The following is a 17,333-nucleotide window of genomic DNA, read 5'->3' on the forward strand; positions in this document are numbered from 1 at the left end:
ACCGACCCATGGCCGACAAGCGACTGCGCAAACGCCAACGTGATCTGGAGAACGCGCCCTGCTATGACAGCTGGCGCGAGATCGCCGCCGAGCTGGACCGCCTCGAGGGCCTCGAGGACTGGCGCGCCGACGACACTTCCGACGATTACGACTATCTGCTCATCAAGGAGCGGCTGGCCGAGATGCGCGCTCTGCGTCAGGCCGGCGCGGTCCGCCACCTCGCCTTCACGCTGAACGAGGGGCTGCACGGCAATATCGGCAATATCGCCAATCCCGCCTTGCACGGTGTGGCGCGCTGCGGCACAAAGTTCCTGATCGAGTCCTACGTCGAGGAAGTCGCGCGCTGCATCGACTACATCTCGGCGGGCGATTTTCCGGACTTCCCGCTCGCCGAAAAGGTGCGCTTCCTCAAGCGCACCGGCACCGTCTTCGGGCGCTCGGGGCTGATGCTCTCCGGCGGCGCCTCACTGGGCATGTTCCATCTCGGTGTGGTCAAGGCGCTGTTCGAGAATGGGCTTTTGCCGCGCGTGCTGTCGGGCAGCTCGGCCGGGTCGATCATCGCGGCAATGGCCTGCGTACGCGACGACGAGCAGCTGCCGGCAATCTTCCAGCGCGACGGCGTGCACCTGGACGCTTTCCAGCGTGTGTCGCTGCGCGGCGTGCTGTCCGGCGGCAGCGTCATGGAGGGCGACGCGCTGGCATCGTGCCTGCAGCGCAACATTGGCGAAGCCAGCTTCGAGCAGGCTTTCGACGCGACCCGACGCATGCTCGGCATTACCGTTTCGCCGGCCGAAGTCAATCAGCAGGGCCGGCTGCTGAACTATCTGACCGCACCGCACGTGCTGATCAACAGCGCCGTACTCGCCAGCTGCGCCATTCCCGGCGTCTTCCCCTCGGTCATGCTCCGGGCGCGCGATTTCAACGGCGACGAGGTGCCCTACATGCCGGCCAAGCGCTGGGTCGACGGCACGCTCTCCGCCGATCTGCCCATGCTGCGCCTGGCGCGGATGCATAACGTCAACCACTACATCGTCAGCCAGACCAACCCGCATGTCGTGCCCTTCCTGCGCGAGCGTGAACGGCTGCAGCGCGGCGTCGTGCCCTGGCTGCGCGAACTAGCCGCCAGCAGTGGGCAGAACGCGCTGAAGGTCACGCGCAAGCACCTTGGGGCCGGCAATGCCGTGCTCGCCCAAGCCTACGGCATCGTGCGGCAGAAGTACTCCGGCGACGTTACGGTCTTTCCGAAGCATTCGCCGCGCCAGCTCATCCGCATGCTGTCGAACCCGACGGCCGAGGAAATCGACGCATACATCCGCGAAGGCGAGCGTGCCACTTGGCCGCGGATGGCGCGTATCCACACGCAGACGCGCATTTCTCGCGCGCTTGAGGACGCCACCGCAAGGTTGAAGACGCATGCGCCCGAGCGTGGCAGCCGCACGCGCGCGCTACGCGCAGCGAGCACTAGCCGCGCACGATGATCGTCGCCGACTTCACGCTGCGCACGGGTCGCCCCGCGCGCGAGTGTCTCTGGTACGCCGCGGACTTCCGCAATCTCGTGGACTGGGACGCCTCCGTGCGCTCGGCCGTCAAGATCACCGAAGGCGGCCTGGGCAGCGGCGCCCGCTTCGAGCTGCGCCTGCGCGCGGGGCTGCGCGAGACGACGATGCACTACGAGATGCTGCGCTTCGCTCCACCGCATACCGCGACACTGCGCGGCGAGGCCAAGGGGGCGACGGTGGTCGACGAGATCCGTGTCGAGCCAGACGGCGACGGCGCGCGCCTGCACTGGCATGTCGAACTGCTGTTGCGCGACGGTCTCGCCGAGCGGCTCGCGCGGCCCTGGCTCATGCACCGCATGCGCCAGGCTGCCCGCCGTCTGGAAGCGGTTCTGCGGCCACCACCGTCGCCACGGCTCGGGCCCGTCGGACGCATCGCCGATCGCATGTTGTTGCCCGGGGCAGCACGCTTCACGCGCCAGGGCTTCGCCGCAGCCAAGCTACCCCCGATCACCGAGCGCGCCGAAGGGCTGCACGTCGCCATCACCGGCGCCACCTCCGGCCTGGGCGAGGCCGCGGCGCTGATGCTCGCCCGCCGCGGCGCGCGACTGAGCATCATCGGGCGCCACGGCGACCGCCTGCGCGCACTAAGCCAGCGATTGCGCGTCGACTCGGGTGCCCGGCCGCGCATCATCGAGGCCGATCTGCTCGATCTCGACGCCGCTGCCCGCGCCGCCGATACCCTCGCCGAGGCCGACACACCGGACGTGCTCATCAACAACGCCGGCGCCATCTTCGCCGAGCGCGGCAAAAGCGCGCAGGGCTTCGAGCGCGCACTGGCGGTCAACCTGCTGAGCCCGCTGCTCATCATGCAGCGACTGGCGCCGACCATGGCGCAGGGCGGCCGCGTCATCAACGTCGTCAGCGGCGGCATGTACCTGACGCCGCTGGACCTCGACGACCTGCAGTTCACGCGCGGGCGCTACGACGGCGCCGTCGCCTACGGTCGCGCCAAACGCGCGCTGGCGCTGATCGGCGCGCTGCGTGCCGCTGACTGGCCACAGCTGGCCGTGCACGCCGTGCATCCCGGCTGGGCCGACACGCCAGGCGTGCAAAGCGCGCTGCCCGGCTTCCGGCGCGTTATGCGGCCCTTTCTGCGCAACGCCAAGCAGGGCGCCGACGGCATGGTATGGCTGGCCCTGGCGGCGCAAGCCGCCGAAACTCGGCGCGGCGTCTGGTTCGACCGGCAGCCGCATATCCTCGACGTGCTGCCCCGAACCCGCCTCGAACGCGACCGGATCGACACGCTTGACCGCCAGATCGACACGCTTGTCGGGCAATGGCTGTCGGCACGGGGGGTTGCGGCCTGACACTCGGTCCAGGTTGCGTGTGCAGCCGTCACGACGACCGTGAGAACCGATGGCCGCCGCTTTCCAAGATACCGCCCGCATCGACGGGGTTCCCCCAGGGAATCACTACGCTCCCAGCACGGCCCGTGGCCGGGCTACCCGCCAGCGGCTGCTTGACGCCGCCGTCGCCGAATTCGGCGAGAAGGGCTTCCATGCCGCTTCGGTCAGCGCCATAACCACCCGGGCCGGAATCGGCCAGGGCACCTTCTATATCTATTTCGCCTCCAAGGACGCGTGCTACGCAGTCGCCGCGGACGCTACCAGCCGGGCGTTGCGCCGAGCGTTGTTACGCGGCTTCGGCAGCCTGAGCCTGGTCGAGAGCCTGCGCGCCAGCTTCGACGCCTACTTCACCTTCTGCGCCGAGCAGCACATGGCCATGCGCGCCCTCGACGAGGCCGCTTTCGTCGCGCCCGATATCTGGTGCGCACACATGGATCGTCTGGTGCACAGCTACGCCGACCTGCTCGATCGCTATGCCCGCCACCGGGGCGAGCACACCGACCGCGACTTCGAGGCACTGGGCATCGTCGGCGCGCTGCAGTCAGCAGCCCGCCTCGTCTCCGAGCGACTGGGCAGTGGCGACGTGGAAGCCGTCACGCGTGGTGCGGATGCTCTGGCGGCGATGCTGCTGGAAGGACTCAGCGACAGCGCCTGATAGCGGCTCAGCGCGCCTCGGCAGGCAGCGCCAACTCCAGCTCGCGCTGCGCCTCACCCAGGCGATAGTCGATACGCAGCGGCACTGTATCGCCGGCCTGCGGCTGCGCCTCCGGCGCCATCAGCATCAGGTGCCGACCGTGCGGCTGCAAGACCACCGTCTCGCCAGGAGCGATGCGCAGGCCATCGAGACGTCGCATGCGCATCATGCCGTCGTCGCCGTGCTCCATCTCGTGCAACTCCACCCGCCCGTAGCGCGGCGAGCTGAATTCCCCCAAAACAACGGGTGCATCGCCACGATTGTGCAGCCGCATGTAGCCGGCAGCATTGTCGGCACCGGGCGGCGGCAGCATCAGGCGTGGCTCGGTGACCTGCAGCCCCTCGTCGACGTCACCCGCACCACCGCAGGCGGCCATCAGCGAGACAAGCAACAGACACAGCAGGGGGAGACGTCGCGACATGCGGGATTCCTCGCTTCGGTTCAGAGACAGGCAGGCAAGCCACTGTCGAGATCGGGGTAACGCCAGTCGAATGCCAGTTCCTCGCGCAGCCGATCGACGCGCAGGCGCTTGCTCTCTTCCATGAAGGACCACATCGCCGAACTCATGCCCTGCCGCGCCTCGCTCGCCGGCAGCGCCGGTGGCTCCGGCAGGCCGAGCAATCGCGCGCAGCGGCAGAAGTAGTCCGTCATCGTCGTCGGGTTGCCGTCGGCGACATTGTAAGCGCCACCGCCGCGGCCTCCATCCAGTATGGCCAGCGCCGCGGCAGCCAGATCATCGGCGTGGATGCGATTGGTCCAGGGCGCCTCCTCGGGCAACAACACCGGCGTGCCCTCGCGCAGCCGCGCTTCAGGCAGGCGGCCCGGCCCGTAGATGCCGGGCACGCGCAGGACCGAAAGCGACACGCCGCCGGCCGCGGCCCAGTCGCCGAGGCGCTGCTCGGCATCGACGCGGCGGCGGGCGCGTGCGGACTTGGGCTGCAGTGGCGCCGATTCGTCGATCCAGGCACCGCCGCAGTCGCCGTAGACACCGGAAGTCGACAGATAGACGAAACGCGTCACCGGCGGCGCGGCAGAGACGAAGCGCGCCACGCGTGGATCGCTATCGCCGTCGCGGGGCGGCGGCGCAAACCAGAGGACGGTGCCGGCCAGCGGCGGCAGCTCGCTGTCCAGATCGGCGCGCACGGCCGTGACACCGGCCGCACGCAGGCGCTCCGCGCTTTGTGCCGAGCGCACGACTCCGGTAGCCTCGCGGCCCTGCTGGTGCAGGCGCTGCGCCACGCGCAGGCCGATGTCGCCGCAGCCAATGATCCAGATCGTATCCATGACCCACCAAGTGTACTTGGGCGACAGCGGGCGCAGCTTCTCCGCATCCCCCGACCAGAGCCTACTCGAGGCCGGCCTAGCCGCCGGCGTGCCCCTGCCCTACGGCTGTAGCAGCGGCAGCTGTGGGGCCTGCCGCTGTCGCCTGGCCGAAGGCAGCGTGCAGGAGGGCGATCAGGCACGCGCGCTGTCCGACGCCGAGCGCACCGCCGGCTACGTACTGCTCTGCCAAGCGCGAGCACGCTCGGACATCCGGCTCGACTGGCGCGCGCCGGCCACCGCCACCGGCCTGCGCCCCGCGACCTGGCCGGTGCGCCTGCAGAGTCGCGACTGGCTGTCGGAGGATGTGCTGCGTGTGATGCTCAAGCTGCCGCGCGGCGAGCAGACCTTCGACTTCCTGCCGGGCCAGTACATCGATTTCCTGCTGGAGGACGGCGGCCGGCGCAGTTTTTCGCTGGCCGCGCCGCCTAACAGCGAGACGCTGGAGCTGCACGTCAAGGTCACGCCTGACGGCCGCTTCGGCCGGCTGCTGGCGGAAGGCCTGCCGGAGCGCGCCATGCTGCGCTTCGAGGGGCCACTGGGCGCCTTCTATCTGCACGACGACGGGCGGCCGCTGGTGTTGGTCGCCGGCGGCACCGGCTTCGCGCCCATCAAGGCCATCATCGAGGGCGCACTAGGCGCAGGTGACCGACGCCCCATGCATCTCTTCTGGGGTGCGCGCGAGCCGGCCGATCTCTATCAGGAGTCGCTGGTTGCACGCTGGCAGGCCAAGCATCCGGGCCTTTCCTTCACGCCGGTCTGCAGCGACGCCGGTGCCGACTGGCCCGGCGCGCGCGGACTGGTGCACGAACAGCTCGCCGCGCTGGGATCGGCCGTCGCCGAGACCACTGTCTATGTCAGCGGCCCACCGGCGATGGTGGCGGCGACCAAGGAGCACGTGCTGTCGGCCGGGCTCGACCCCGACCATCTGCACTACGACAGCTTCGACGACGCCCACGTCACCTGGCCGGAAAAGCCTTGAGGCAGGGCCTGACCCGGCGCTGCAGCCGCGCCACGGCTCCGGCATAGTGGCTTCAAAGCATCCTCGGAGAAGGATCATGCGTTCACTTGCCCTGCTCACCGCGGTGCTCAGCCTCCTGGGCACCGCACCGGCAGCCGCTCTCAGCATCGATATTCCGCGCCCGGAGGCGGCGGATGGGGCTCGCGAAAAAATTACGCCGAGCGGCCTCGCCATCCAGCCCGTGCTGCACGCCGGTGTCCCCGTGCCGCTTGATCTGGGCGTGCAGGTATCGGACTGGCACAGCGCTGGCGACGGCACGGCGGTCTGGTCGCTGACGCTGAACAGCGCCGACGCCAGCTTCCTCGGCCTGCGCCTGAACGCGCCGCAGCTGCCTGAGGGCGCCGAGCTGCGCTTGCTGGGCAAGGACGGGCAACTACGCGGTCCCTATACCAGCGACGACCGCAATGACCGCGGTCAGCTTTGGATTCCGCTGGTGCACGGCGACAGTGCCAAGCTGGAGCTGCGCGCGCCGGCCGCGACGACTTCCGAGGTACAGCTCGGTGCCGTCGAGCTGCACTATGGCCTGCACCCTCTCGACGGCACCGCGCCAGCCACCAAAGCACAGGGCGACGCCGGCGGCTGTCACAACGATGTGGCCTGCCCGCTGGGCACGGACTGGCCGCGCTCCATCCGCAGCACGACACTGCTGATCATCGGCAACCAGCTGGTCTGCAACGGCGTGCTGCTCAACAACACGCGCGACGACGGCGACCCGCTGGTGATCACCGCTGATCACTGCGGCATCCGCGCCGACGATGACGCCGACGGCTTTCCCGCGGAATCGGTCACCGCTGTGTTCAACTTCCAGGCCGAGCAATGCGACAGCACGCGACGCATCGCGCTGGATGACGACATTGAGGGCGCCGAGCTCCTCTTCCGTCACCGGAGCTCCGACACCACGCTGATCCGGCTCGATCGTGCGCCACCGGCCGACTTCAACGCACGCTATGCCGGCTGGGATGCCAGCGGCAAAGGAGCCGCCTCCGGCTCGGGCGTGCACCACCCATCGGGTGATCTCAAGAAGATCAGTCTCTTCGAGCAGCCTTTGTCTGCCAGACGAGTGACCATCTCAGGAGGCGGCACGCGCACCGGCAGCCAGGAAGTCGAGGCCTGGCGCGTGGACTGGGCAGACGGAGTGACCGAACCGGGCAGCTCAGGCTCAGGCATCTGGAATCCGCAGCAGCAGCTGCTGGGCGTGCTCTCGGGCGGCAGCTCGCAGTGCAGCACCGACGGCCTGCTGATCGGCATCGGCGCAGAACCAGAGATCCAGGGCCCGGACTTCTACGGGCGGCTCGCGGTGGCCTTCGACAGTCCCGGCGCGCTGGGCACCCCCTTGCGTTCCTTTCTCGACCCGGCTGCCAGTGGCGCGCGCAGCCTGAACGCACGCGGCGCCGCAGCAGGCGGCCCCGAACCCTCCAACGGAGGCACTGGAGGCAGTGACAGCGGCGGTGGCGGCGCTGCCGGCTTTCTCTCCCTTCTGCTTTTGGGCGCTGCCGCCTGGCGTCACCGCACCTACCGCCGCAGCTTAGGAGACGTAAAGCAATGACCCGCAGCGATCGCGACGAACGCCACAGCCTCGCTTTCTTCCGAGGCTTCCTGCGCAAGCCCGAGGTCGTGGGCTCGGTCATCCCCAGCTCCCGCTTCCTGGAACGACGCGTCGTCGCCAGCTGCGAACTGGGCGAGGCACGCTGCGTCGTCGAGCTGGGTCCGGGCACCGGCGGCACCACCCGCGCGCTGCTCGCCGCCATGCCGTCCCAGGCACACCTGCTGGCCGTCGAGGTCGAGGCCGACTTCGTCGAGGTGCTTGCGCAACACGAAGACCCCCGCCTCATTGCTCGCCAGGGAAGCGCCGAGGCCATCGCCGAGCTGCTTGCCGACAACGGGCTGCCGGCCGCCGATGTCGTGGTCTCGGGCATTCCCTTCTCGACCATCGGCGAGGAAGCCGGCCGCGCGGTCATCGATGCAGTCTGGGGAAGCCTGGCGCCGGGCGGGCGCTTCGTGGCCTACCAGTTCCGCGACCGCGTCGCCCAGGTGGCGCGGCCGCGCATGGGCGAGCCGATCGCGGCGCGCGAGCTGCTCAATATTCCGCCCATGCACGTCTACTGCTGGCGCAAGCCGGCGGCAGAGGCCTCACCGGCCAACGCGGCCTGAGCCTGAGTCAGGCTTCGAGCGCGCGCTTCAGACCCGCCTCGAAATGCCGGCTGGCCTCTTCGGGCTGCTTGGTGGCCGCGCACAGCTGGCCGTACTCGAAATGCGCCTCGGCGCTCGGCGCCTGCGCTACCAACGCATCCAGATAGCTGCGCGCCTTGCCCCAGAGGCGATTGCGGCGACAAGTGTGCGCCGCCGCCAGCAGCAACTCGGGCTGCTCACCGTGCCGCTGCAGCCATTGCTCGACGCTGGCCAGCGCCGCGACCTGGTCCGGCAGTTCGGCACGGAGGAAACAGCCCAGCATGGCCGGATCCCAGCGCTGCTCCAGCGCCTTGTGCACAACCGCCATGAGCGTCTTCTCGTCGTTGAGGCGCAGCAGTGCCTCGGCATAGCAGCGCTCGCAGCGCGGCTCACGCTGCAGGGCTGTCGGCGCCTGCGCCCAGAGCTGGCGCGCGTCATCGATGCGCTCGCATTCCGTCAGCGCGCCGACTAGAGCGCGCTCGGTGGCCGCGGCCCATTCGCCTTCGGCCCAGCCGCGCGCCTTCTCGGCGCCGCGCAGCAGATCGAAGGCCGCCCGCCACTGCTTCTGAGCGAGCAGCACGCGCGCGAGCATGGGATGCACGCGCGGCTGCGAGGGGTTGCGCTGACGTAGTGACTCCAGCGCCTGCCGCGCCGATTCCAGATCCTCCTCGGATTCGGCGCGCGCGGCCTGCATCAGCGTGACGGCCTCGCCGGCCAGCGGATGATCGATGGCCGCGGCCCGCTCCAGATAGTGCATGGCTCGCGACGCCTGCCCCTGGTCGACAGCAGCCTGCGCGGCGATCAGATGATGACAGGCGGCCTCGAAGTCATCCGGCAGATCCTTCTGCAGCGTGACCTCGGCGCGCTCGGCGCGACCGGCCAGCCATTGCAGCAAGCCGCGCGCCAGCGCCCGGTGGCGGCGGGCATCGCGCCGACGCGCCAGCGCGTCGCGCACGCTCTTCGGCAGGCGCAAGCCGGCGCCGAGCAGGCGTAGCACCACTAAGACGACGACGATAAGCGCGGCCAGCGCCGCCAGAAACCCCACCACCGAGGTTTCCAGCATCCACTGGCCGTAACTCACCAACACGTAGCCATTGTCGGCGCGCAGATAGTAGGCCGAGGCCGCGCCAACCGCGAAGAGAAGAAGCAGTAGCAGCAGCGCACGCATCAGCGGTTCCCGCTTTCGCTGGTCGCTTCGCGCAGCAGCCGCAGACTGCCGCTGATATCCGGTAGTGCCGGCCGCAGCTCTCGTCCGCGCAGTTCCTCGAGAGTGGCAACGGCGGCCGACACATCGGCATCACCGCGCGCGTATCGCTTCTCCAGCCAGCTCACAGCCGCGGAGAGCGCGCTATCAAAGGCCTCGGCTTCCCCGGCCAGCAGCGCGGCGCGCGCCGACTCCAGGCGCAGCAACAGGATGCTGCGCACGATGCCGGCCTGCTCCGGTGCCATCAGCGGCCGCACCGGCTCGTCGGTGCGCCGCACGACGAAGACGCTGGACAGGGCTTCGCGCACGCTCGCCAGCGCGCGCTGCCAGGCCGGCAGGGCCTCGGCGCCCTGCGACTGTTCCGGCAATGCCGGCGCGCTGGTGTCCGGCACGCCGCCCAGCAGGCGCCAGTCACCGGCGCGGGCGATGAGTGCATGTAGTTCCAGCGCCATGGCGGTGCGATCCACGGCTTCGACGGCGCGCAACGCCGCCATCTCCGAGGCCAGCGCCTCGCGCACCCCGAAGAAACGCGGATCCTCCAGCGTGGCCAGACGCTGATCGGCGAGCTGCAGTGCCCGACGTGCGCCCTCGGGATCGCGGCCGAGTTGCAGGCGCTCGCTGGCGGCCATGAGCAGCTGCTCGGCTGCCACGATGTGCGCCTGCGCGCGCCCGGCGTCAACGACGTCGCTGAGCTCGCCCAGCCGCTCGGACTGCGCGGCCACACGCTCGTCCAGCGTCGCGAGCTGCTCTTCCAGTGAACCCGCGAGGCCGACCGCATCACTGGCCGAGCGCCGCGCGCTACGCGCGGTCTCGCCTTGCTCGGCCAGGCGCTGTTCCAGCGCCTCCGCTCGCTGGGCGCGCTCGGCGGAGGCACCCTTCATGGACTGCAGCTCCTGCCAGCCCCACCAGCCGGCGGCTGCGGCGCCACCGAGCAACAGCAAGCAGAACAACAGCAGCACCCAGAGGCCGCCGCGGCGCCGAGGTGGCGGTGCAGCGGGAGGAGCCGGGGGCGCGGCCGGCGGCTCAGGGCCCTCCGGCGCTTGATCAGCCGACGCGCTGCCGGGCGGCGCCTCGACGCCATCCTCGGTGGCCGGCTGGGGAGCGGGCGTCGCAGCTGGCTCGATGGCCGGCTCGATGGCCGGCGGCGCAGTGTGGGCGGGCTCGTGCTGCGCCTCGTCGTCGTTCTTTTGCATGATCGGTAGTGTATCGGCTGCGGCGAGCAGCGCTGCATTGGACATGGGCTGTGCCACGGCGTGCGGTCCGTTCATGCCGTGGCGCGTGCAGTGCTCAGCGACACGCTCGCTGGGAACAACCAGCGGCATGTGTGCGAGACGACGTCGCGTGGAACCATCGGCCAGCTCCCAGAGGCGATCGGCCGCGCTGGCGCTGGTCAGAACAGTCACACCGACTCCCTGCACGGCCTCGGCCACTTCGGCCGCGCTGTGCGGGATGCTTTCGAGGCGATAGACGGCCAGTGCCTCGACGCGAGCGCCACCGGCCTCGAGCTGCTCGCGCAACGCCGGCCGCGCCGTTTCGTTGCCGATGATGACGATGTGCTGGTCCGCGACTTCCTGGAACTCGGGCAATGCCAGCAGCGCCTCGGTCGAATAGCTCTCTTCCGGCATGGCTTCGACCGGATGCCCGGCCTCGTCCAGCGCGCGCGCAGTGGCCGCGCCGATGGCTGCACAGCGCGCCCAGCGCGCCGGCGCTGCACGACGCGCGGCAGCCACGGCATTAACGCTGGTAAAGATCCACCAATGCGCGTCTGCGCGCGCTTCCAGCGCCTCGCGACGATCGGCATCGCTACCGATGTTGGCGACCGCGAACAATGGCAGGCAGACGGTCTGCCATCCCTTCTGCTGGGCGACGTGCGCCAGCGGCCGAGCCTGGCCGCGCGGACGGGTGATGAGCAGCACTTTCATGCGTTGATCCCCATGTCCCCGAGGATAGCGCGCGCGCCTTCAGTGAGCAGGCGCTCGGCCAGCGCCTCGCCCATTGCCGCAGCCTCGGCTGCCGGGGCGCTGTGCTGCCCACGCACCAGACGCGTACCGTCCGGGCTGGCGACGAGGCCATCGAGATGGATCCGCTCGCCGTCGAGTCGCGCATGGCCCGCCACCGGCACTGTGCAGGCACCACCGAGCCGGGCCGAGAAGGCGCGCTCGGCGGCCAGCCGGATCGCGGTCGGATCGTCGTGCAAGGGTGCGAGCAGGTCGCGCAACTTGCCATCGTCGCGGCTCTCTATGCCGATGATGCCCTGTGCGCAGGCCGGCACGAAGGCGCTTGGGTCCAGGGCCTCGCGGATGCGCGTGTCGAAGCCGAGACGCTGCAAACCGGCGCAGGCGAGCAGGATGGCGTCGAATTCGCCGTCATCCAGCTTGCGCAAGCGCGTATTGACGTTGCCGCGCAGCAGGCCGATTTCGAGATCGGGCCTCGCCGCACGCAACTGCGACTGCCGGCGCAGGCTGGCGGTACCGACCGTCGCACCCTGCGGCAACGCATCAAGGCGCTCGAATCGATTGCTGACGAAGGCGTCGCGCGGATTCTCTGCGGCCAGGATGGCGGTCAGCGCCAGCCCGTCGGGCAGCTGCGCCGGCACGTCCTTCATGGAATGCACGGCGATATCGGCGCGCTCTTCGAGCATGGCGGCTTCCAGCTCCTTGACGAAGAGTCCCTTGCCACCGCTGGTAGCCAACGAACGCGACAGCTCGCGGTCGCCCTGAGTGGTCATGGGGAGCAGCGTCACTTCCAGGGCGGGGTGCGCCTCGCGTAGCCTGGTGGCGACGTGCTCGGCCTGCCACATCGCCAGAGCCGAGCGCCGCGTGGCAATGCGCAGCGCACGGGCCGTCATTCGCTGCCCGAGCTGTCCTGAATGAAGCGGCGCACCTCGGGCAGCCTTCGGCGGGACACCGGGATCAGCTGGCTGGCGTGACGCACGCGCAGCCAGTGCTGCTCTTCCTCGCCCTTGCCGCGTTCCAGCGACTGGATGAAGCGCGTGGCGACCAGCGCCTTGCGATGCACGCGCAGGAACCACGGAGAAAAATCCTGCTCCAGCATCTTCAGCGACTCCTCGATCAATACCTCGCCGTGCAGATGGTGAACGGTGGTGTACTTCTGATCGGCAAGAAAGTAGACGACGTCGGACCACGGAATGCGGATGAGCCCCTCGCGGGTGGTGGCGAGCACGAACTCCCGCTTGGGAGCGTCGCCAGCGGCCTCCGACGGCCCGGCCTGATGTGCGCGGCTGGGCCGGCGCACACGCAACAGGATGTCACGCAGCTTTTCCTTGCGGATGGGCTTGAGCAGATAGCCGGCCGCGGCGGCGTCGAAGGCCGACAGCGCGTGCTCGGCGTAGGCCGTGGTGAAGATCACCGCGGGCGGCAGATCCAGCTCGCTGAGCTGACGCGCGACCTGCAGGCCGTCCATGCCACCCATGCGGATGTCGAGGAAAACAATATCTGGCTGTTCGTCGTCGATGACATCCAGCGCCGTCTCGCCATCACTGGCCTCGCCCACGACCTCGTAGCCGGGGAACTCCGCCACCAAGCGACGGAGGCGCTCTCGCGCCAAGGGTTCATCATCGACGATGATCACTCGCATAATCGGTCTTGCCTTTTCTAGGACTGTGCTGCGGACAGCGGATGCGCGGGCAATTGCAGGCGCGCGCGGAAGCTCCCCTCTTCCCGCTTCAGCTCCAATGATGCCTGAGCACCGTAAAGAAGGCGTACCCGCTGGGCAATATTGGCCACCGCTGTCTGCGAGCCGGTGGAATGCGTCGCCGCATCCTCCGGCGGCGTCGGGTTGACCACCTCCACCACCAGCAGCTCCCCCTCGCGCTTGGCGCGCACAACGATGGTGACCGGTCCGACCGTGCGCGAGGCGCCGTGATGCACCGCATTCTCCACCAGCGGCTGGATGGTCAGGCGCGGAATCGACAGATCCATGACCTCCTCCGGAAGGTCCCAGTCGATGCCAAGACGGGCCCCCAGCCGGGTCTGCTCGATGCGCGCAAACTTGCGCACCAGATCGAGTTCCTCGGCCATGGTGATCAACGGGTCGCCCTTGGCGAGGCTGGCGCGGAAGAGATCGGACAGATCCTCGACCATGGTTTCGGCCGCCTGCGGCTTGATAGCGATAAGCGCGGCGATGCTGTTCAGGCAGTTGAAGAGGAAGTGCGGGCGAATGCGGGCTGATAGCGACTGATAGCGCGCTTCGCTCTCGGCACGAACGTGCTCCTCCCACTGCGCGCGCGCGGCGAAGTAGCGCAGCAGCAACAGGCTGGTAAGCCCCGCCACAGCCGCATTGCGCAGCACGAACCAGGCACGCGACTCACCTGAGAGCACCGCCGGGTCGAGGAACTCGCGCGAGGCCTCGTAGCCGCCCAGGCTCACCAGCGTAGCCACCGCCACAATCAGCAACCAGCCCAGCCCTAAGACAATGAGACCCGAGCGCCCGGCGAGGCGACGGCGCAGCAGGCACAGCCCGGCCGCCGACAACAGGCTGATGAGTTGCAGATAAATGCTGACCAGCAGGATGCGCGCCACCAGTACAGCCGGCGTAGTGGCCGGGATGATAAGCGCGAAGATCAGCGCAAAGACCTCCACCGCCGCCATCAACGCCAGCAGTCGGCGCGGCCGGCAGAAATCCGGCAGAGGCGGCGCCACGGTTTCCGGTGCCGCCATCTCGGCCGTCACGAAGCGGCTCCGTGACCATGCCTGCCTATACTGTGCGCACTCAAGTCCGAATCCATCTGCACCATGTCCAACGCCAAGCTCTGGGGCGGCCGCTTTGCCGAATCAACATCCGAGGCTGTCGAGGCCTTCAGCGAATCGGTGAGCTTCGACGCCCGCCTGTGGAGACAGGATATTGCCGGATCGAAAGCGCATGCGCGCATGCTCGGTCGCGTCGGTGTGCTGAAGGAGGCCGACGTCTCCGCCATCTGCGACGGCCTGGACGGCATCGCCGCCGATATCGAGAGCGGCAACTTCGTCTGGGACACGGCGCTGGAAGATGTGCACATGAACATCGAGTCGGCTCTGACCGAGCGCATCGGCGAGGCCGGCAAGCGGCTGCACACCGGCCGCTCGCGCAACGACCAGATCGCCACCGATGTACGCCTCTACGTGCGCGAGGCCATCGACGCGCTGTGCGCCGATATCGACCGCCTCGCCGAAGCACTGCGCGCGTTGGCCGAGCGCGAGGCCGACGCCATCATGCCCGGCTTCACGCATCTGCAGGTCGCCCAGCCAGTGACCTTCGGCCACCACATGCTGGCCTGGCGCGAGCAAATCCTGCGCGATCGCGAGCGCTTCACCGACGCGCGCCGACGCGCCAACCGTTGCCCGCTGGGCTCGGCGGCACTGGCCGGCACGGTCTATCCCATCGACCGCGAGTGGGTCGCCGCCGAACTCGGCTTTGACGGCGTCACCGCCAACTCGCTGGATGCCGTTTCCGATCGCGACTTCGCCATCGACTTCGTGGCCGCGGCCAGCCAGCTCATGGTGCATCTGTCGCGCTGGAGCGAGGAGCTGATCCTGTGGAGCACGCCGATGTTCGGCTTCGTGCAGCTGCCGGACCGCTTCTGCACGGGCAGCTCGATCATGCCGCAGAAGAAGAACCCCGACGTTCCCGAGCTGGTGCGCGGCAAGACCGCGCGCGTGACCGGCGACCTGATGAGCCTGCTGATGCTGATGAAGGGCCAGCCACTGGCCTACAACCGCGACAACCAGGAAGACAAGGAACCACTCTTCGACGCGCACGACACAGTCAGCGCCTGCGTGCGCCTATACGCCGAGCTGGTGCCCGCACTGGCCGTCAACCGCGACATCTGTCGCGCCGCCGCCATCGAAGGCTACTCCACGGCCACCGATCTGGCGGACTATCTGGTGCGCAAGGGGCTGGCCTTCCGCGATGCCCACCATGTGGTGGGCAGCGTGGTCGGCCAGGCCGTGAAGCAGGGCATCGATCTTGCCGCCATGCCGCTGGCCACCCTGCGCGGGTACTCGGAGCACATCGACGAGGATGTCTTCGAGGTGCTCACCGTGGAAGGCTCGGTGGCCGCGCGCGACCACGTCGGCGGCACGGCGCCGGCGCGGGTGCGGGCGGCGGCGCGGGATGCGAAGCGGTGATGCGTCGATCCTCTGGACGACAGCCAGCCGGCATTTTCAAGGCATTGGCTACCGACTTGCCCACTAGTTCCGCGCCCTGAAACCACTGCGCTACCCAATTCAGCGCTTGAGGGCGGCGCGGGTTCCTTTCTCTGCTTGTCCAGAGAAAGGAACCGAAGAGAGGACACCCCGAGGTGGCGCTCCGGCCCGCCTGCCGGCGGTCCGGAGTCCCGGCGGCTGGCGGCGTGCTCGGGGCCGCCGTGAAGGGACATCCTGTCCCGTCACGGCTGGATCGGCCATCCGGGCCGATCCTCCCCTGCGCGCGCCGCCAGCCGCCGCGCCACCAAGGGGGACGAGTGCCAATTCGTACGCCGATCTACGCGATGCCGCGAAGCGGCGATCCGGTCAGACCTGTGCCCTTGAGGGTGATGCGCGACCGACTTGCCAGTGGCAAGTCGCAGCGCGCATCACGGCTGGGCCATGGAAGGCCCAGCCAGGATCACTTGATGAGGTCCGGAAGACCGAATCTAGTGACCGTGGCGATCTTCGCGCGACGCATGGGCCGCGGTTGCCCGCCATCCATGGCGCCACCTCTTCGCTAAGGCCAGGCCCCGGCCCGGACATCCCTGTCCGGGCGCTCCCAGCGCTGCGAAGTGCCACTGGCACTTCGGTCGCTGCTCGCCCCCGAGCACGGCGCCCGGCTCGGGAACCTGCTTCGGCGAAGCCGAAGCAGGCCACCCGGCGGGCACCATGGCTTTGGTCACTTTGGCCGTAACCAAAGTGACCCGCGCCTAGCGGTGTCTTAGCTACGGCAGCTTCCCCGTTTCAGGCGCGGACCGCGTGAGCAAGGCCGCCTCCACTGGGGACCACAGCGTTCTCTAGCCACTCTTACGGTGCACCCGCTCTCCCTAGAGTCGAATGCCGAGACCGCAACCGGTCGCTGACTGAATAAGTCCTACAACGGCCGTTACAGATACGCCCGCCAGTGCTCATGCTGCGCCCCGCCACCCTTGACCACTTCAAGGTAGGTGCGCTGCAGCTCCTCAGTGATCGGGCCGCGCTTGCCGTTGCCGATGGCGCGGGCGTCGACTTCGCGAATGGGCGTAACTTCGGCGGCGGTGCCGGTAAAGAAGGCTTCGTCGGCGATGTAGACCTCGTCGCGCGTGATGCGCCGCTCGCGCACGGTATAGCCGGCTTCCTGCGCCAGCGTGATGAGGGTGCGCCGCGTGATGCCGTCGAGGCAGGAGTTCAGGTCCGGCGTCGACAGCTCGCCGTCGCGCACGAGGAAGATGTTCTCGGCGCTGCCCTCGGCAACGTGGCCTTCGGTGTCGAGCATCAGGGCTTCGTCGTAGCCGTCTCGGGTAGCCTCGCCGAGCGCCATCATCGAGTTGATGTAGTTGCCGTTGGCCTTGGCCCGGCACATGGCGGCATTGATGTGATGCCGCGAGAAGGAGCTGGTACGCACGCGAATGCCCTTCTCCAGGTTCTCGGCGCCCAGATAGCTGCCCCAGGGCCACGCCGCGACGATGACGTGCACCTTGAGGTTGTCGGCGCGCAGTCCCATGCCTTCCGAGCCGTAGAAGACCATGGGACGCAGATAGGCTTCCTCGAGCTCGTTGGCGCGCAGTATTTCCTTCTGTGCCGCGTTCATCTCGTCCTGCGTATAGGGCATGGGCATGCCGAGGATCTTGGCGCTGTTGAACAGCCGCCGGGTGTGATCCTGCAGGCGGAAGATGGCACTGCCCTTGGGGGTTTTGTAGGCACGCACGCCCTCGAAGCAGCCGACGCCGTAATGCAGCGAGTAGGTCAGAACATGGGTGGTGGCTTCGCGCCACGGCACCATTTCGCCGTCATACCAGATGTAACCGTCGCGGTCGGAAAAACTCGTCACGTTCGCTATCCGTGCACACAAGGAG

The 17,333-nt window shown here is 68.7% G+C and carries 15 protein-coding genes; 7 read left to right on the top strand and 8 right to left on the bottom strand.

The window, feature by feature from the left end; genetic code table 11:
• The first annotated feature begins 8 nt into the window (after nucleotides 1-8).
• From U743_RS11790 to U743_RS11800, 3 genes are read left to right on the top strand one after another with little or no spacing between them, the layout of a single operon-like run.
• Nucleotides 9-1,478 (top strand): DUF3336 domain-containing protein, encoded by a 1,470-nt coding sequence (locus U743_RS11790; RefSeq protein ID WP_043772010.1) that lies wholly within the window; start codon nucleotides 9-11, stop codon nucleotides 1,476-1,478.
• Nucleotides 1,475-2,866, top strand: coding sequence for an SDR family NAD(P)-dependent oxidoreductase (locus U743_RS11795; protein ID WP_043768551.1), 1,392 nt, complete (start codon nucleotides 1,475-1,477; stop codon nucleotides 2,864-2,866). The genes U743_RS11790 and U743_RS11795 overlap by 4 nt, the downstream gene beginning before the upstream one ends.
• Before the next feature lie 49 nt (nucleotides 2,867-2,915).
• Nucleotides 2,916-3,560, top strand: a complete 645-nt coding sequence (locus tag U743_RS11800; RefSeq protein ID WP_052368034.1) for a TetR/AcrR family transcriptional regulator — start codon at nucleotides 2,916-2,918, stop codon at nucleotides 3,558-3,560.
• A 7-nt stretch (nucleotides 3,561-3,567) separates the two neighbouring features.
• Here U743_RS11800 and U743_RS11805 read toward each other — a convergent pair whose 3' ends face one another.
• Both U743_RS11805 and U743_RS11810 read right to left on the bottom strand, forming a co-directional pair.
• Nucleotides 3,568-4,020, bottom strand: coding sequence for a copper chaperone PCu(A)C (locus U743_RS11805; RefSeq protein ID WP_043768552.1), 453 nt, complete (start codon nucleotides 4,018-4,020; stop codon nucleotides 3,568-3,570).
• Between the two features lie 20 nt (nucleotides 4,021-4,040).
• Nucleotides 4,041-4,883 carry an SDR family oxidoreductase gene (locus tag U743_RS11810; protein WP_043768554.1) on the bottom strand — a complete coding sequence of 281 codons (843 nt, stop codon included), beginning with the start codon at nucleotides 4,881-4,883 and terminating at the stop codon, nucleotides 4,041-4,043.
• Here U743_RS11810 and U743_RS11815 point away from each other — a divergent pair.
• The 3 genes from U743_RS11815 to U743_RS11825 all read left to right on the top strand — a co-directional run bounded on the left by U743_RS11815 (nucleotide 4,882) and on the right by U743_RS11825 (nucleotide 8,091).
• Complete coding sequence (locus U743_RS11815; protein WP_043768556.1) at nucleotides 4,882-5,901, top strand: 2Fe-2S iron-sulfur cluster-binding protein; 1,020 nt, start codon at nucleotides 4,882-4,884, stop codon at nucleotides 5,899-5,901. The two genes, U743_RS11810 and U743_RS11815, sit on opposite strands and share 2 nt — an antisense overlap.
• 76 nt (nucleotides 5,902-5,977) lie before the next feature.
• A complete protein-coding gene (locus tag U743_RS11820; protein WP_043768557.1) occupies nucleotides 5,978-7,486 on the top strand; it encodes a trypsin-like serine peptidase in 1,509 nt (502 codons plus the stop codon).
• Nucleotides 7,483-8,091: a class I SAM-dependent methyltransferase gene (locus U743_RS11825; protein ID WP_043768559.1), complete on the top strand. Its 609-nt coding sequence runs from the start codon at nucleotides 7,483-7,485 to the stop codon at nucleotides 8,089-8,091. Before U743_RS11820 ends, U743_RS11825 begins: the two co-directional genes overlap by 4 nt.
• A gap of 7 nt (nucleotides 8,092-8,098) precedes the next feature.
• On the opposite strand, the gene U743_RS11830 is transcribed toward U743_RS11825, so the two are convergent.
• Genes U743_RS11830 through U743_RS11850 form a run of 5 tightly spaced genes read right to left on the bottom strand, consistent with a single transcriptional unit; the run spans nucleotide 8,099 to nucleotide 14,004 of the window.
• Nucleotides 8,099-9,277 carry a heme biosynthesis protein HemY gene (locus tag U743_RS11830; protein ID WP_043768560.1) on the bottom strand — a complete coding sequence of 393 codons (1,179 nt, stop codon included), beginning with the start codon at nucleotides 9,275-9,277 and terminating at the stop codon, nucleotides 8,099-8,101.
• Entirely contained in the window at nucleotides 9,277-11,235 is a 1,959-nt protein-coding gene (locus U743_RS11835; RefSeq protein ID WP_043768562.1) for a uroporphyrinogen-III C-methyltransferase, read from the bottom strand. The genes U743_RS11830 and U743_RS11835 overlap by 1 nt, the downstream gene beginning before the upstream one ends.
• Nucleotides 11,232-12,161 carry a hydroxymethylbilane synthase gene (hemC, locus tag U743_RS11840; protein WP_043768563.1) on the bottom strand — a complete coding sequence of 310 codons (930 nt, stop codon included), beginning with the start codon at nucleotides 12,159-12,161 and terminating at the stop codon, nucleotides 11,232-11,234. Before hemC ends, U743_RS11835 begins: the two co-directional genes overlap by 4 nt.
• Nucleotides 12,158-12,910, bottom strand: a complete 753-nt coding sequence (locus U743_RS11845) for a LytR/AlgR family response regulator transcription factor (RefSeq protein WP_043768565.1) — start codon at nucleotides 12,908-12,910, stop codon at nucleotides 12,158-12,160. Before U743_RS11845 ends, hemC begins: the two co-directional genes overlap by 4 nt.
• 17 nt (nucleotides 12,911-12,927) lie before the next feature.
• The gene (locus U743_RS11850; protein WP_052368040.1) at nucleotides 12,928-14,004 is read right to left on the bottom strand and encodes a sensor histidine kinase; all 1,077 of its coding nucleotides are present in this window, start codon (nucleotides 14,002-14,004) and stop codon (nucleotides 12,928-12,930) included.
• Nucleotides 14,005-14,067: 63 nt separating this feature from the next.
• Here U743_RS11850 and argH point away from each other — a divergent pair, with 63 nt between their 5' ends.
• Entirely contained in the window at nucleotides 14,068-15,438 is a 1,371-nt protein-coding gene (gene argH / locus U743_RS11855; RefSeq protein ID WP_043768566.1) for an argininosuccinate lyase, read from the top strand.
• 946 nt (nucleotides 15,439-16,384) lie between these two features.
• Here argH and U743_RS11860 read toward each other — a convergent pair.
• The gene (locus tag U743_RS11860) at nucleotides 16,385-17,308 is read right to left on the bottom strand and encodes a branched-chain amino acid transaminase (protein WP_043768568.1); all 924 of its coding nucleotides are present in this window, start codon (nucleotides 17,306-17,308) and stop codon (nucleotides 16,385-16,387) included.
• Between the last annotated feature and the right edge of the window lie 25 nt (nucleotides 17,309-17,333).

The organism is Algiphilus aromaticivorans DG1253 (assembly GCF_000733765.1).
GTDB lineage: Bacteria > Pseudomonadota > Gammaproteobacteria > Nevskiales > Nevskiaceae > Algiphilus > Algiphilus aromaticivorans.